Source organism: Streptomyces sp. NPDC090032 (genome assembly GCF_044748025.1).
Taxonomy (GTDB): domain Bacteria; phylum Actinomycetota; class Actinomycetes; order Streptomycetales; family Streptomycetaceae; genus Streptomyces.
Genome location: NZ_JBIVFF010000003.1, coordinates 359115 through 375000 on the forward strand (window position 1 = coordinate 359115; position 15886 = coordinate 375000).

13 protein-coding genes are annotated in these 15886 nt (G+C 72.6%); 1 reads left to right on the forward strand and 12 read right to left on the reverse strand.

Going from position 1 to position 15886, the window contains the following annotated elements:
• The 7 genes from ACIPWY_RS08680 to ACIPWY_RS08710 all read right to left on the reverse strand — a co-directional run bounded on the left by ACIPWY_RS08680 (position 1) and on the right by ACIPWY_RS08710 (position 9442).
• Positions 1-738, reverse strand: a complete 738-nt coding sequence (locus ACIPWY_RS08680) for a TetR/AcrR family transcriptional regulator (protein ID WP_362899840.1) — start codon at positions 736-738, stop codon at positions 1-3.
• Between the two features lie 56 nt (positions 739-794).
• The gene (locus ACIPWY_RS08685) at positions 795-1871 is read right to left on the reverse strand and encodes a PDR/VanB family oxidoreductase (RefSeq protein ID WP_393698353.1); all 1077 of its coding nucleotides are present in this window, start codon (positions 1869-1871) and stop codon (positions 795-797) included.
• 2 nt (positions 1872-1873) lie between these two features.
• A complete protein-coding gene (locus ACIPWY_RS08690; RefSeq protein WP_393698355.1) occupies positions 1874-2791 on the reverse strand; it encodes a metal-dependent hydrolase in 918 nt (305 codons plus the stop codon).
• Between the two features lie 123 nt (positions 2792-2914).
• Positions 2915-4846 carry a hypothetical protein gene (locus ACIPWY_RS08695; RefSeq protein WP_393698357.1) on the reverse strand — a complete coding sequence of 644 codons (1932 nt, stop codon included), beginning with the start codon at positions 4844-4846 and terminating at the stop codon, positions 2915-2917.
• Positions 4847-4883: 37 nt separating this feature from the next.
• Entirely contained in the window at positions 4884-5396 is a 513-nt protein-coding gene (locus ACIPWY_RS08700; protein ID WP_393698359.1) for a tetratricopeptide repeat protein, read from the reverse strand.
• Positions 5397-5463: 67 nt separating this feature from the next.
• Positions 5464-6264 (reverse strand): tyrosine-protein phosphatase, encoded by an 801-nt coding sequence (locus ACIPWY_RS08705; RefSeq protein ID WP_362899850.1) that lies wholly within the window; start codon positions 6262-6264, stop codon positions 5464-5466.
• A gap of 76 nt (positions 6265-6340) precedes the next feature.
• Positions 6341-9442, reverse strand: coding sequence for an alpha-N-acetylglucosaminidase (locus ACIPWY_RS08710; RefSeq protein WP_401532518.1), 3102 nt, complete (start codon positions 9440-9442; stop codon positions 6341-6343).
• A 132-nt stretch (positions 9443-9574) separates the two neighbouring features.
• On the opposite strand from ACIPWY_RS08710, the gene ACIPWY_RS08715 reads away from it, so the two are divergent.
• Positions 9575-10018, forward strand: coding sequence for a hypothetical protein (locus ACIPWY_RS08715; protein WP_362899854.1), 444 nt, complete (start codon positions 9575-9577; stop codon positions 10016-10018).
• 30 nt (positions 10019-10048) lie between these two features.
• On the opposite strand, the gene ACIPWY_RS08720 is transcribed toward ACIPWY_RS08715, so the two are convergent.
• The 5 genes from ACIPWY_RS08720 to ACIPWY_RS08740 form a co-directional block, all read right to left on the reverse strand.
• Positions 10049-11572: a DUF1996 domain-containing protein gene (locus ACIPWY_RS08720; protein WP_362899856.1), complete on the reverse strand. Its 1524-nt coding sequence runs from the start codon at positions 11570-11572 to the stop codon at positions 10049-10051.
• 66 nt (positions 11573-11638) lie between these two features.
• Positions 11639-12289 (reverse strand): response regulator transcription factor, encoded by a 651-nt coding sequence (locus ACIPWY_RS08725; protein WP_362899858.1) that lies wholly within the window; start codon positions 12287-12289, stop codon positions 11639-11641.
• Positions 12274-13563 carry a sensor domain-containing protein gene (locus tag ACIPWY_RS08730; RefSeq protein WP_362899860.1) on the reverse strand — a complete coding sequence of 430 codons (1290 nt, stop codon included), beginning with the start codon at positions 13561-13563 and terminating at the stop codon, positions 12274-12276. The genes ACIPWY_RS08725 and ACIPWY_RS08730 overlap by 16 nt, the downstream gene beginning before the upstream one ends.
• Positions 13564-13763: 200 nt before the next feature.
• Positions 13764-14771, reverse strand: a complete 1008-nt coding sequence (locus ACIPWY_RS08735; RefSeq protein WP_362899862.1) for an NAD-dependent epimerase/dehydratase family protein — start codon at positions 14769-14771, stop codon at positions 13764-13766.
• A 111-nt stretch (positions 14772-14882) separates the two neighbouring features.
• Entirely contained in the window at positions 14883-15500 is a 618-nt protein-coding gene (locus tag ACIPWY_RS08740; RefSeq protein ID WP_362899864.1) for a winged helix-turn-helix domain-containing protein, read from the reverse strand.
• Positions 15501-15886 lie beyond the last annotated feature (386 nt).

The following is a 15886-nucleotide window of genomic DNA, read 5'->3' on the forward strand; positions in this document are numbered from 1 at the left end:
TCAGGATCCCGAAGGGGCGGGAGCGGGCGCGAGCGCGACAAGCCGGGTGATGAGGTCGCCGAACGTCCCGTCGGCCGGTTCGTCGGCCAGGATGTGGCGCAGCAGCCCCGCCATCTCCTCGTCGTACGCGGCGCTCACCGCGGTCAGCGCCGCGAAGTCGTGCACGAGCTGCGCCTCCAGCTCGCCACGCGGGATGCGCCGCCCGTCCAGCCAGAGCAGCGCCGTCGACTCGGCGAGCGAGATCCACGAGCGCACCACCAGTTCGAGGCGGGGCGGCGGGTCGGTGACGCCGAGGTGCGCGAGGATCTGGACGTAGGCGGCCTGCCGGACCGAGTCGATGAGCGCGTTGGTCGTCGACGCCGTGCTGATCGAGCAGGCCCCGCCCGTGGAGACGGCGGGCCCGCCGCGCATCAGCGCCGAGAAGCCGGGACCGTGCTCGTCCACGAAGTCGAAGAACCGCCCCATGACCCGGACGAGCCGCGCCCCGAGCGGGCCGTCGTGCGGCTCCACGAAGCGCTGCGCGAGATCTTCCGCCGCGCGCCTCAACGCCGCCTCGTACAGGCTGAGTTTGCCCGGGAAGTAGTGGTAGACCAGCGGCCGGGAAATGCCCGCGGCCGCGGCTATCTCGTCGATGGAGACGTCGTCGGGGGAGCGGTGGCTGAACAGTTCGAGTGCGACCCCGATCAACTGCTGCCGCCGCTCCTCGACTCCCATCCTGCGGCGCACCCCGGTTGTCATACGAACACCCTACCGAGCGATTCCGGCCCCGTGCGGAGCCGGTCCGCACGAGTGGGTCACAGGTCGAGCACGAGGCGCTCACCGCGCGCCCGGGAGACACAGATCAGCATCGAGTCGTCACGCTCCGAGTCCGTGAGCAGCTCGTCCCTGTGGTCGATCTCGCCCTCCAGGACCCGCTGTTGGCACGTCCCGCAGAACCCCTGCTCGCAGGAGTACGACACATTCGGCACCTCGGCGCGCACCGCCGCGAGCACCGAAGTGCCCGCCGGTACGGGCACGGTACGGCCGCTGCGGCGCAGTTCGACCTCGAACGGACCGTTCCCGTCGGCCGACGTGTGCGGGGCGAACCGTTCCAGATGCAGCTCGCAGTGGCCGGGAAGCGCCGCGGCCACCGCCTCCATCAGCCCCTCGGGCCCGCAGCAGTAAACCGCGGTCTCCGTCGCCGCGTCCGCGAGCAGGGCGGCCAGATCGGGGCGTCCGTCCTCGTCCTCGGCGACGACCCGCACCCTGCCCCGCTCGCCGCCGAGCTTCTCCGCCTCCTCCAGGAACGGCATCGACGCGCGCGTGCGGCCCGCGTACAGCAGCCGCCAGTCCGCGCCACGGGCTTCGAGGGTCCGCAGCATCGGCAGGATCGGCGTGATGCCGATGCCGCCCGCGACGAACACGTACGACGGGGCGCCGGCGGTGAGGGGGAAGCGGTTGCGCGGGCCGCGCACCTCGACCTCCGACCCCTCCTGGAGCTGCTCGTGCACCTCGCGCGAGCCGCCCCTGCCGTCCTCGACGAGCCGCGTCGCCACGGTGTACGACGAGGTGTCCTCGGGGTCACCGCACAGCGAGTACTGCCGGATCAGCCCCGACGGCAGGACGAGGTCGAGATGCGCGCCCGGCTCCCAGGCGGGCAGGTCCCGCCCCTCCAGGCGCAGTTGGACGACACCGTCGGCGACGGACTCGTGCCGCGTGACGAGGAGCCGCAGGGCACGCGCGCGCGGCCGGCCGGAGACGGGCTCCGCGAGGGCGGGCATCGGCCACAGCGGGGACGCCTGGACGCGGCGGCGCAGGGCGCGGCGCGCGAGCAGGGCGGATCCGGTGACGAGCAGGACGGTACGCAGCCGGGGGGTGATCGGGCGGGGCATGGTCAGACGGCTCCGTTCGAGGTCCGGGCGTCCGCCGCCGTCGCGGCGGGGGAGGTGGCCAGATAGGCGACGGCCTGCGCGGTGCTGCCCTCCTGGGAGGGGTGGTAAGAGCGGCTGAGATAGCGCGGGATGGACTTCACCATGGCGCCCGTGGAGGGCAGGACGCCCCGCTTCCCGCCCTGGTAGAACTCCTTGAACGACGCCTTGCCGTCGAGCACCGTCGGGTCGTTCTCCATGAAGAAGCGCGTTCCGCGCTGCCACAGGAACATCAGCGCCGAGAACGCGAGCGCCCAGGTCCGCACCCGGCGCCGGTAGCCGCCGTCGACGTGCTCGAACACCTCGAAGGCGACCGAGCGGTGCTCGACCTCCTCCGCACCGTGCCAGCGCAGCAGGTCCAGCATCGTGGGGTCCGCGCCCTTGCGGTCCAGCTCGTCCGCGTTCAGCACCCAGTCGCCGAGGAACGCCGTGTAGTGCTCGATCGCGGCGATGAGCGCGACCCGCTCCATCAGCCACCACTCGCGCGCCCGCCCCGGCGGCAGGGTCCGGTCACCGAGCAGCTTCTCGAAGAACCAGTCGACCTGCGCGGTGTACGGGGTCGGGTCGAGCCCCTGCTCCTTCAGGTGCGGCAGCACCTCGTCGTGGGCCTGCGAGTGCATGGCCTCCTGGCCGATGAACCCGATCACGTCCTCGCGGAGCCGGTCGTCGCAGATGTACGGCAGGACCTGCTTGTAGACGTGCACGAACCAGCGCTCTCCGGCGGGCAGCAGGAGATGCAGCACGTTGATCGTGTGCGTGGTGAACGGGTCGTCCGGGATCCAGTGCAGCGGAGTCCTGTCCCAGGAGAAGGAGACCCTGCGTGCCTTGAGCGCGACGCGCTCGTCAGCGACGGGCCGCGGTGCCCGGCTCTGCGTATTAGACATGGCGTCAATGTACTGACGGGTAGGGAGTGGGTACACCCCTCGCGCACCGTTTTCTTTACGGAGGTGTCAGCAAGGGGTGTCCCGGGGGCTCCGGTCGGCTGTTCCCGTCGGGGCGCCGGGGGTTCAGCGCAGGGCGCTCACCTCGCGGCCCGTCGCCGTGCGGCCGGTCAGCTTGGTCCTGGCTCCGTGCCGGGTGGGCGCGGCCAGGACGTTGTCCGCGGCACGGGCGCCGCCCGACGACGCGATCGACGTGACCTGCTTGCTCGCGGCGGCCACCACGTACCAGGCGCCGCCCCGCGACTTCCACAGCACACCCGCGAGGACCAGCGGGTCCCGGCTGCCGCAGGCCGGGGTCCCCTCCGACTTCGCGGCGACCGCCGCCGTCGTCCCGCCGGGCGCCGTGAACAGGGCCAGCGTCCGTGCCCCGCCGCCCCGCCAGGTGTCGGCCCGCGCGCACGCCCAGTCCGCGGCGCCGTTGCCCTCGGGGAGCTGCTGACGCGCGTACGCCCAGGAGTTGACGGTGCGCACGCCGTGCGAGCGTACGGAGGTGAGGGAGCACGCCGAGTGCTGCCAGTCGGCCGCGACCGCCTCGCGCGGCGCGCCGGGACGGCCCGCCGTGAGATGCGCGGGCACGAGCTCGCCGAGGTCGGTGGAGAGCCGGGTGCCCGCGTCGTCCCGCAGGGCGAGCGCGTTCCACGACGCGCAGTCGCGGGCGAGCGCGGGGCTGGCGAACGGCGCCGTCACGCCGTCCGGCGCGCGGTCGAGCGGCATCGGCGCCGCCGCCGGATCCAGCAGGTTCCGTACGGTGGCGGCGCGTACCCAAGGGGCTGTCAGATAGCGGACGTTGCCGTCGGCCCGGTCCACGACCAGGGCGCCCGACTCCGGGCCCGTGGCGCCGTCCGCCCGCGCGAAGTCGAGCGCGGCGCCGCTCGTGCCGTCCTTCGGCTCCGCGTACCGCACGATGCGAAGACCGTCGTAGAACAGCACGATCCGCGCCTGGTCGACCTCGCCCGCGTACAGCAGCTGCGGAGGTCCGGGCGGGGCGCCGGCCTGGGTGCCCGGTGTCGCGGAGACCTGCACGGAGCCGCCCGGCCGCGCCCAGACCGCGAGGGCGCGCCGCAGCAGCGGCCGGTCGCCGGTCAGGGAGCCGCGCGCGGGCCACACGGAGAAGTCCGTGCGGGCCGACGTCTGCCACGCCGTGGCGGGGACCCTCGTCAACTTGCCGGGATCCAGGGCGGCCACGCCCGCCGGGTTCCGCGCGTACGCGGGCGCCGCGGCCCCCTCGGGGCCCCAGCCGCCGCCCGGCAGGCCGAGCAGCGCCCCGCACACCAGCGTCGCCGCGGCTGCCGCGATCACGGCCTTCACGTGCTGCCTGCGCCGCATCAGGTCCGGCGGCCTGGCCTGGAGCGAGCAGGGGTCGAACTCCGTCGACTCCAGGAGGGCGAGCGCGTCCTTCCCCGCCGGCATGGTCACGCCGTCCGCCTCGGCGAGCGCCGCGTCCGGGTCCTCGGCACCGGCCGCGGCCAGCATGTTCCGTACGGCGCTGTCGTCGAGCCGTTCGAGGCCGCGCAGGACGAAGGCGGCGCGGCCGGGGCCGCTGAGCGCGGACAGCCCCTGGTCCAGGGCCAGTTCATCGGCCCCGCCCGAGCGCGGGAAGAGCCGCAGGCCCCACACCTGGGGGAGCAGCGGAGGCAGTTGGGAGCGCCGGGGCCAGGCCGTGCGCCGCAGCGGGCGGCCCGCGTCGAGCGCGGTGCGCAGGACCCTGAGCCGTACGAAGCCGTAGCCCGGATCGCCACCCCGCCCCTCGGCGGTGCGGGGTGCCGGGACGGCCGCGGCGTCGGCCGAGGTGCGGGCGCGCGGCAGGGCGCGCTGGGTCAGGGAGTGCGCCGTGAGCACCCGGCGGTTACGGCCGAGGCTGGGCGGGAGCACCAGATAGGCGAGCCGGACGAGCCGCGGGTAGTGCTCGACGAGAGCGGCCTCGGCCTGCTCCACGTCGACGACCGGACCGGGACGGGGGACGACATCCTGTGACTGCACCTTCGACTGCACGTTCATCTGAACGAGCGAATCGTCGGATGGTCACTTCACGGTGTCACCCCGGCTCCGGCTCCGGTTCGACCAGCAGGCGGGCGTAGTTCGCCATCGACCTCTGGTACCGGGGCAGATGGGGCGCCAGCGCGCCGAGCGCCAGCGACAGGCCCTCGCGGTCCCGGCCCAGGCTGGACAGGCACAGTGCCAGCGTGGCACGCACGGCGTCGTCCAACTCGTCGGAAGGCGCGTCGAGTTCGGGGGTGAGGAGCGCCACACCTTCCTCGGGGCGGCCGGTGTTCCGCAGGGAGCTGGAGAGCTGGATCTTCGCGCGGCGGCCCCGGTAGCCGGACAGGCCGAGCTTCAGGGCCTCCTGGTACAGCGGCACGGCCCGGTCCGAGTGGCCCGTCGAGTCGAACGCGCTGCCGCGCTCGAAGGGGCCGACCGGGCTGACGTCCGGCAGCTCGGCGACGAGCGCGTCGATGGCGGCGCGGAAGTCGCCCGCGGTGGACTCGTCGTAGTCGTCGATGCTCGCCCATGCCGCGGCCAGGCGCGCTTCCCAGTCTTCGCTGCTCATCGGGTCACCTTGGCACGGATGCGCCCACGCGGTACAGGGGTTCCTCACGAGCTCTACGAGCCTCGCGTCACCCGGCCACCAGCCGCTGCCGGATCCGTTTCACGGCCTCGTCCGGCACTCCGAGTCCCTCGCGCACGTACGTCTCGAAGTCCCCGAACCGCACCGCCACCTCGTCCTGCGCGGCGTGCAGGTACGACGCCCGTACGCCGATGAGCGCGAGCGCGATCTCCGGGTCGCCGCCCTGCGCGGTGAACCCCTCGACGAGCGGTGCGAAGGCCTCCCGTACCGCCGAGTTGACCGACAGGTACTCCGCCTCCAGGGCGGTCTCGTCCGCGCCGAGGAGCGTCAGGACGACCGTCGCGCCCCAGCCGGTGCGGTCCTTGCCCGCGGTGCAGTGGAAGAGCAGCGGGCCCGCGTCGGGGTCGGCCAGTTCGGTCAGGAGCGTGCGGTAGGCGGCACACGCCGACTTCGTCGAGACGAGGGAGCGGTAGGTGTCGGCGAAGAGTGTCTCGGCGCGCCCGCCGCCGAGCTTCTCGTCGGCGAGCGCAGGGTCGGACAGGACGTGCTTGAGCTGCGCGGCGGCGGGCGCGGCCCCGGTCTGGGCGATCTTGTCGGCGAGCGCGTCCGCGACCAGGACCTGGACGCCTTCGGGGACGTGATCGGGGTGCGAGGCGCGCTCGGCGTTCGTGCGGAAGTCCACGATCGTGCGGATGCCGAGCGCGGCGAACTCCGTATCGGCGCCGGGGTCGAGCCGGTCGAGCTGCCCGGACCGCAGGGCGAGGCCCGGCCGTACGGTGCGGCCGCCGGACAGCGGGATCCCGCCGAGGTCACGGAGGTTGGCGACGGTGGTGGCGGGGATCGCGGGCATGGGCGGGACTCCAGGGGTCGTAGCCGTGACCGTATTCACGGCTTTTGTCCCGCCCATTGTGGCCCAGGGCCCGCCGCTACCCGAGCTGCCAGCCCTCGAACTCCACGGTGCCGCGCGCCCCGCCGCCCCCGTTCGTCGCCGTCATGAAGAGCCCCACGTCCTGCGCCGCCGCCGACCCCGGCACCGCCACGGTCGCGACGGTCCGCCAGGTCGCCCCGTCGTCCGTAGAGAACTCACCCGTGTACGAGCCGCCGGACCGGCTCAGCCGCAGCGTCACCGGCGCCTTGATCCCGGTGACGCGCTTGTACGTGTCGAGCGTCCCGTCCCCGTTCGTGTCGTACGACAGCACGACCCCGGTGGACGGCGTCACGGACAGGTTCAGGAACCCCGGGGAGCCGGGCACCGCCAGGGAGTTACGGACGATGAGCCCCGCCCGCGCCCACGGGCCGGTGACGGCCTGCGAGACCACCTTCACCTGTGCCGACGAACCGCCCGCGAAGACGCCCTCGCGGTACGCCGAGCCGAACTCCGTGGTCCCCTTCCACAGGTCGGCGCCGGCCCCGTCGATCGCGTACCGGTCGCCCAACTGCCCGAAGACGGCGCCGTTGTCGGTGACGGTCCGCCAGGTGCCGTCGAGCGGCCCGGCCTCGAAGAGTGTCCCCGCGTGGACCGACGTCACCCGGTCCTCGCCCTGCGGCCCGTACCGCACGGCGAGTTCGTACGGCAGCGGGCGCAGCGGCCGGTCCAGGGGCGTTCCGGGAGCGCTCGCCTGCCAGCGGACCCTGCCCGTGCCCGCGGGCGCGACGCTCGCGAGGGACGTGGGGCCCTCGGGCGCGGCGTCGATGCCGGACAGCGTGAAGTCCACGCGCCCGGTCGCCCGCAGCCCGTTGACGTTACGGAAAGCGGCCTCCACGCGCGCGTGCCCGCCGGGAGGGAACGCGGTCGGCCGGGCGGTGACGGTCAGCGCGCCTTGGTAGGGCGCCCGCGCGAGCACGTCACGTACGCGCGCGGCCGTCTTGTACGCGTCCCCGACGGGCCGCAGCGGATAGTCCTTGCGCTCCTGGGTCCACGGCTCCTCGAACGCGTACCAGTCGACGGCCGCGGGCGCCGACCCCGTGGCCAGCGCGTCCTCCAGGGCGTCCAGCCACTTCTGCCAGCGCGGCACGTAGAAGTCGGACATCAGGCCGTGCCACTCGCGGTTGGCGTACTCGTGCAGGTTCCCCGGGTCGGACGTGGCGCGGTCGCCCCACACCGTGATGAGCACCTTCGCCGTGCGCTCGAACTCGGCGCGCTCGCCGTCGCTCGTCGCCAGCCGCCGCGCATCGTCGATCCACGGCCCGAGCAGGAACGCCGGATGCGTCCCCGTGACGTCGTCGGACAGGCGCATCAGCTTCAGCCACAGCGTCGCCAGGCTCCGGAAGGCGTCCCGGTCCTTCCTCGCATACGCGGCCCGCAGCTGCGGCAGAAGCTGGCGCGAGCGGTGCGCGAGCGCCTGCCGGGCCACGTCCACCAGGTCGTACTTGTACGCGGCGGAACTCCGCAGCCCGCCGGCCACGCCGAGCAGCCCGCTCAGGGCCGCGTCGAAGCGGCCCGGGTCGTAGGCCAGGGCGCGGGGCGCGTACTCGGCGGCCCGGTTCGCGGCGAGGTCGGGCCGGGCACAGAACAGCGAGTCGTGCGCGTCGCTGCGCTCCACCGCCGTGTGTTGGTACGCGGTGTCGTGCAGGGCGCTCCAGGCGGCCCGCGCGTCCGCGTCCCGGCCGCCGTAGCGGAAGTCGGCGTACCCGGAGAACCAGGCCGCCCGGTCCACCTTGCCGTCGGTCCACGCGAGTTCGGAGAACAGCTCGAAGGCGGCCGGGTCGCGGTCGGTGCCCTCCGGCATGAAGGCCGTGCCGGTGAGCGCGCTGCCCGCCTTGTCGCGCCACGCGAAGAACTTCTCGTTCCAGATGTGGGCGCGGGCGCCGATGGTGGTCCGCCCGCCGAAGTTCGGGATCGTGCCGAACGCGTAGGGCGTGCCGCCCCAGTCCTTCTCGCGGTCGGTGACGGTCGTGAAGCGGTCGGAGACACCGTCGACGATCAGCATGCGCTTCTTGTCGATCGCGTCGATGAGCGCGGGCAGCGGGTTGGCCTCCCAGCCGAGAATCACCCACGTGGCTCCCGGGTGCGCCTTCTGCAGGGCCTTCTCGACGCCGCGCGCCGCGTCCGGCACGGGCACGTCACCGGCTGTGCCGCCCTCGTGCAGCAGGTCCATCTTGAAGTGCCCGGCCGCGCCGAACAGGTCCCGCTGGTGCCCGTAGAAGGAGGCGGCGACGTCCGCGAAGGACCGGGTGCGCGGGTCGAGCCAGTCGGGCCGGTCGAAGCCGTGCCAGGTGCCCTGCGGCACGACGTGCGCGTCGCCGCCGTTACGCTCCACGAAGCCGTGGGGGACATGCCCGTAGTAGCCGGGGAACACGGGCGACATGCCGAGCTCGCGCAGCCTGCCGGTGATCTTCCGGCCCAGCTCCGCGCGTTTCGCGATGAGTTCGGGCGAGAGCGGTCCGCCGTACCCCGACAGGTTCTGCAGGAGCCACCACGGCTGGTGCGTGGGCGCGGGCAGCCAGGCGCGCGACTCCGCGTCGCTGTACCCGAAGTCCTTGAGGACACGCTCGTACACGGCCTCCGTGCCCGCGATGACGAGGACTTCGTTGCAGCCGTGCAGCGCGAGGACATCGATCATCCGCTCCCAGTACGGCCAGTCGGCGTACGGCGCGGTGTAGCCGTCGTTCGTGTCGTTGAGCGCGAAACGGTGGGGGAGCGCGGTGGATCTCTCCAGCGGGCGCGGGGGCGCCGGCAGGGTCTTCGGCAGGTCCAGCTGGCTGCCGTTCCACGCGATGTGCGCCCCGCAGACGTACTTGAGATACCAGTGAACTCCCGTGAGCAGCACGGCCGGTGTCGTGCCGGACACCGCGATCTTTCCCCGGGTGCCGGTCACCCGGAACCGGTCGCCGCCCTGCGGAGCGAGGAGCCTGAGGGTGAACTGGTCCGCGTGTTCCGGGAGGAGTCTGTTGAGTGCGGAGCGTACGGGAGCCGTATCGAAGGCAGGGCCCTCGGCGGCGCGAGCCGTGAGAGGGAACCCCGCGGCGGCTCCCAGGCCGATGGCGCCGGCGGTGCCGAGGACGGAACGTCGCGACGGTGCGGTCATAGGTGTGCCCCCTGCGTCGGATGATGCGGCGCACGGTAACGCTGTGACCCCCTTCGCTCAACGGTGTGTACGCAGCCGGCGAGTTCGTGTCGCCGCACGAGAGGCAAGGAAACGACGGGAATGACGCGACGCATGCGACCCATATGGGTGACCGGGGCGATGGTCTCTCTGGCGGTCCTGACCGGCTGCGGATCAGGCGGCGACAGCGTGCCGAAGACCGCGACCGGCAGCCTGGAACAGCTCGCCGCCAAGGCGAAGTGCAGGCCCGACATCCAGACGGACGCCGAGGAGCTGCGCCAGGCCACCTGCGGCGACGGCCGGGACCGCTACATCCTCGCGACCTTCGCCACCGACCGCGGCCAGGCCGAGTGGCTCGACCAGGCCGACGACTACGGCGGCACGTATCTGGTCGGCCGCCGCTGGATCGCCGTCGGCGACGACAAGGCGGTCACAGCGCTGCGCGGCCGGCTCGGCGGGACCGTGGAGAAGTCCTCCTCGCACCACATGGGGAGTAGCGGTGGTGGGGGTCACGAGGCGGACGGGCACTCCGGGCACAACGGTCACCGCGCGAGCTGACCGCGCAGCAGTCGACGGGGGGTCAGGCCGTCAGGTACAGCGCTGACCCCGGTTGATGCAGTTCGCGACGCGCTTCATCAGGCCGTCGTCGAAGACGTTGATGAAGTCGCCGTGGTCGGTCACGGGCTTGTGCAGCTGCTCGGGGAACGAGTCGACGGCGAAGCCGGGGCCCGGAGGCACGTCGTACACGATGCGCTGCTGCAGCTGCGGGATCGCCTGGAAGCCCTGCGGGCAGGCGCCGCTGTTCGGGTCGGCGAAGGCGACGTGCGTGCGGTGGTTGGCGCTGTCGGTGTTGCGCCCGTCCCAGCAGCTCTGGAACTTGAAGGACCGCACGACCTTGCTGCCTTCAGGGCAGATCGGGTACTTGTCCTTCAGCTGACGGTCCTCGAAACCGGTGCAGCTCCAGGACGCGTTCGCGTTCGCGTCGCCGTTGGTGAACGCCTTGGCGTCACCCGTGATGATGCGCAGGAACCGCGGCATGGCGACGACCTTGCCGGCCGGATTTCCCGCGAACTTCAGCGTGACCGAGGCCGGGGTCTGGATCTCGCCGACATTCTGGTCCTTGCCGCCGCCGTCGGCCTGCGCGTCGTTCTCGTCCTTTCCGTTCTGAAGGCGCAGAACAGGCCAGTAATAGGTCGACTTGTCACCCTGATTGCGGCAGCTCGTGTCGCCATTCGCAAGATCGTCGTCACTGGCGAAAGCGTCGTTCGCCTGATTTCCCACGTAGTCGTGCATATGGTGCGCGCCATTGCTCACACCGGGCGCCACGATGACGTTGTCGGGATTGAACTTGCCGTTCTCGTTCCGCCCGCATTTCGTGGTGAACGTGCCGCGGGAGGCGGCTTGCTGGTTGGGCGGCGTCTGCACGTTGGGCTGGACGGAGTTGATGTCGACGAAGTCGGAGGCGTCGGGGCCGTTGCCGTTCTGCTGGCCGCCGCCCTGCTGTCCGCCGTCCTGTCCGCCGCCCTGCTGACCGCCGTCCCCTTGCTGACCGCCGTCCTGCTGACCGCCGTTCTGCTGGCCGCCGTCCGCGGGGGCGGACGGTGCGGCGGAGCCGGCCGGGGGGCTGCCGTCGGTGCCGGCCGACCTGGCCGTACAGGCCGCGAGGTCCTTCATGCCTTCGGGCGCCGTGCCGCCGGCCCGGCTGATCTCCAGGCCGATCCGGTCGATGAGGTTCGAACGCCGCTCCTTCAACGGCTGCAGAATGCTGTTCTGTACGAACTGCGGATCCCGGGCCGCCGCGTCCCGCGAGGCCGCGAGGCGCTGGTACGACTCGGTGATCTGGCTGTCCATCGTGGCCAGTTCGCCGTCGACCTCCGACCGCGCGGCGTCCGGTACGTCGGAGAGCCCGTTGCCCACGTCGGGGCAGTCGATGGTGGCGACCTGCTGCTGTTGCTGCTGCGCGCCGTCGCCGCGCTGCGCCGGGTTCTCCTCGTGGGCGGACGCGTAGACGTTCACCGCGACCAGCCCTCCTCCACCCAGGAGCAGTGCGGCCGACGCGACCGTCATGCGCGTCGCGAGTGACGAGCGCCGTTTTCGTGATGTGCGTCCCATGGAGCTACGTACGCAACACACGGGCCCCTTGTTCAAAGAGAGCGCCGGTGATTTCCCGGCGGATTCTCAACGGCCCTGATCCAGATAGGCGATGACGGCGAGAACGCGCCGGTTGTCGTCGTCCGACACCGGAAGTCCCAGCTTCAGAAAGATATTGGAGGTGTGTTTCGCGATCGCCCGTTCCGTGACGACGAGTTGGCCCGCGATGGCCGCATTCGACCGGCCCTGCGCCATGAGTTCCAGAACCTCCATTTCGCGCGGTGTCAGACCGCCGAGCGGCTCGTCCGCGGCCCGCCGCGACAGGAGTTGCTGGATCACCTGCGGGTCCATCGCGGTCCCGCCCGCGGCGACCCGGCGCACCGCGTCGACGAACTGGTCCGCGTCGAACACCCGGTCCTTCAGCAGATAGCCGATCCCGCCGTTCCCGTCGGCGAGCAGCTCGCGCGCGTACAGCTGCTCCACGTGCTGCGACAGGACGAGGACCGGCAGTCCCGGCCGCGCCCGCCGCGCGGCCAGCGCGCACTGCAGCCCCTCGTCCGTGTGCGAGGGCGGCAGCCGGACGTCGACGACCGCGACGTCCGGCTCCAACTCGGCCAGTGCCTTGGTCAGTTCGGGCCCGCTCTCGACGGCCGCGGCGACCTCGAAGTCGTACGCCTCCAGCATCCGCACCAGGCCGTCGCGGAGCAGGAAGAGATCTTCGGCTAGGACAACGCGCAAGGAAGCTCCATCGTCACCATGGTCGGACCGCCCGCGGGGGAGCTGACGGCGAGGACGCCGTCGAATGTACCGAGCCGGCGCTCGATCCCGCTCAGCCCCGACCCCGCCCCGACGCTCGCGCCGCCTTTCCCGTTGTCGGTGACGGAGATCCGCAGCATGCCCGTCGCCCCCGTGTGGTGCACGTCGACCCAGACGCGGTCGGCCTCCGAGTGCTTGACGGCGTTCGTGAGGACCTCGCTGACGGCGAAGTACGCAGCCGACTCGACGGGCGCCTCGGCGCGGCCCGGCAGGTCCACGTCGACGTCGGTGGCGACCGGCAGCCGCAGCGCGAGCGCCTTCACCGCGTCACCGAGGCCGCGCTCGGCGAGGACCGGTGGATGGATGCCGCGGACCAGGTCGCGCAGCTCGGTGAGGGCGTCGGCGGAGGACCTGCGGGCCTGCGCGAGCAGCTCCTTGGCCTTCTGCGGGTTCTTCTCGATCAGCGTCTCGATCGTGCCGAGGTCCATGCCCATGGCGACGAGGCGGGCCTGCGCGCCGTCGTGCAGGTCGCGCTCGATGCGGCGCAGCTCCGCGGCCGAGGTGTCGACCGCGTCGCGCCGCGTCTGCGTCAACACCTCGACGCGGGCGGCCAGTTCACCCTCGTCCGGGGTGAGTATCGCCCGCGTCAGCTGGAAGTGGGCACGCAGCAGGAGCGGGGCCGTGAAGTATCCGGCCACGAGCAGCGCGGTGGCGAGAGCGGCGGCCAGGAACGCGGAGCCCTGACCGCTGATGGGTACGAACCCGTACCACCAGCCGACGTACGTGCCGTCCGTGAAGACCCGCCACAGGCCGGCCGCGAGGGCGTACCCCTCCAGCGGATAGAAGACGACCGCGGCCGGCAGGAGCGCGGTCACGAACCCGGCCGTCATGTCGACGAGCAGCCACAGCAGGTCCCGCCAGGTCGCCGGATCACCGAGCATCAGCCGGCACCGCTCCGCCTGCCCGACGAGCCCGGTCCGCACATCGGCGGGGAAGGGCCGGTACAGCGCCGGGACGCGGATCCCGTACCACTCGGCGGCGAGGACGCGCCGCCAGTTCGCCCAGGACCTGACCAGGGAGAGCACGGCAGGAGTGGTGAGCACGCCGACACCCAGGACGATGAACACGATCGACAGGACGGACAGCACGAAGAGGGTGAGCGACCCGGCCAACCCCACCACCGCGAGCGCCAGTCCGCGCGCCCCCGCCACCAGGGCCCGCCGCGCCCGCCCGCCGAACGCACTCGACGCGTCCATCCCGCTCTCCGTCCACCGCCCGACCCGTACGCCCCCAGTCTCCCCGGCCGGGACCGTACGGGGCATGGGGTGAGGCACCCGGCTGGGGGTGTATCTGGCACCACCCCAAGGACCCGCGGGCGTCGGCCTCCCTCAGGAACCCCCGGGCCTAAGCCCCCCCGTTGACCCCCGGGCCTCAGCCCCTCGTTGGCCCTCGGGCCTCAGCCCTCCAGGACCTTGGCCTCCGTCGCCGGGTCGAGGCCGAGCACCGGACGGTCCGGGCGCTGCGGGGCCGCCCCGCCGATGGATTCGAGCCACGCCCAGGTGTCGGCGACGGTCTCCTCGACGGGCCGGCACCGCAGCCCGGCCGCGACCGCCTTCGCCACGACGCCGCTGTGCAGCGCGGCATGCATGTCACTGCCCGGCGGCACCCACACCGGCAGTTGCATCCACGGCTCGATCCCGGCCGCGGCGATCACCTCGGGGGCGGTCCAGCGCAGGTCGGCGTCGCCCCCGGTGACCTGGACACAGGTGTCGAGCAGCCCGCCCATGGTGGTGTGTCCGGAGGGGCTGATCACGGTGTACGGGCCGCTCAGGCCGGCTTGCGCCGCGTCGAGGACCCAGGTGGCGAGATCGCGTACGTCGATGTACTGGAGCGGCAGGTCGCGGGGGCCGGGCGCCAGCACGGGGCCGCCCCGCGCGATCCGCGCCAGCCACCACGGGAGCCGGCCGATGTTCTCGTACGGGCCGAGGATCAGCCCGCACCGCACCAGCAGCGAACGCCCGGCGCCGAACGCGTCGACCGCCGCGAGCTCACCGCCGCGCTTGTCCCGCGCGTAGTCAGTCTGCTCCGCGTCGGGCGAGGCACCGTCGACGACCGGCGCGTCCTCGGTGTAGCCGGGCGGGGGCGCCCACGCGTACACGGACGAGCTCGACACGTAGACGTAGCGGCCCGCGCGCCCCGCGAGCAGCCGGGCGGAGTCGCGGACCACACGGGGCGCCGCCGCCCAGGTGTCGACGACGACGTCCCACTCGCCCTCACTCTCCGCGAGCGCGGTGAGCCCGCCGTCGGTGTCCGACAGGGTGCGGTCCCCGTGCAGGGACCGCACCCCTTCGGGCGCCGCGTGCCGCCCGCGATGGAACACCGTCACGTCCCAGGACCGGGCGACCGCGGCCTCCACCACGGCGCGCCCCACGAATTCCGTACCGCCGAGCACCAGAAGTCTCATACCGGTGACTCTGCCCGCTCGTGGCGCGTCAGGGAATCCGTTTCTGCCCGGGGGAGAACGATTCGGCCGGGGAGGCCGGGTGGGGCCAGGGGGCGGAGCTTCGCCCGTCGGTCAACGCGTGGCCGGCGGGGCGTACTTGTACCCGACCCGCCGCACCGTCTGGATCGCCTGACGGTGCTCGGCCCCGAGCTTGCGGCGCAGCCGCGCGACATGGACGTCGACCGTCCGTCCGTCGCCCACGTGCCCGTAGCCCCACACGGTGGTCACGAGCTGGTCGCGGGTGTGCACCCGGTGCGGATGCGCGACGAGGTGCGCGAGCAGCTCGAACTCCAGGTACGTCAGGTCGAGTTGGCGTCCGTCGACCCGCGCGGTGCGCTGCACGCCGTCGATGCGGACGAGTGCGTCGCTGCCATTGCTGTGGTTGCTGCTGCCGTTGCCGCGGTCCTGCGAAGCGTCCGCGAGCTGCCGCTCGGGCTCGTCGGGTACCGGGAGCAGCGGCTGCTGGTCCGCGGGTACGAGGACCAGGTAGCCGATCATCGGGGGCCGGCCCGGCAGCGTGGGCAGGGTGTGCGGGGGAGCGGGCAGCCAGGTCGCGCCCGGCGGCAGGAAGTCGGCGACGTCGACCACCTCGTCCCGGTCGACGGCGCGCAGCCGGTGGCGGCCGGAGACGACGGGGGAGGGGGCCGCGGTCGCGGAGGAAGCGGTGGAGAAGGAACGGGTGTTCGCCATGAGTGGTCAACTCTTTCGCGCGAGGAGTCATCGAGATCGTCGAGAACTGCGAGGTCACAGAAGGACCTGCGTCGTGCGCGCGGACCGAACGCCGGGGTGAGTCGGCTTTAGAGGGCCTGCGCGTTCTCCGCGCGGCAACACACCCGGTCGAAGTCGTGGTGCTGACGGGAAGGCCAGAAAGGCTCCAGGTCGTGGCGACCCGGCGCGGTGTTCTGGAAGCTGGCCATGGACCCATTGAAGCAGACGGGCTCGCGGGGCAGGACCCCCCTCTCACCGGTCGGACGGCACCTTGGCGCGAACTTGACGTTCCAGCGTTCCCCGAGGTGCGCCGCAACCGTTCCCCGAGGTGCGCGGCAACGCGAAGGGCGCCCACCGGACCGGTGGGC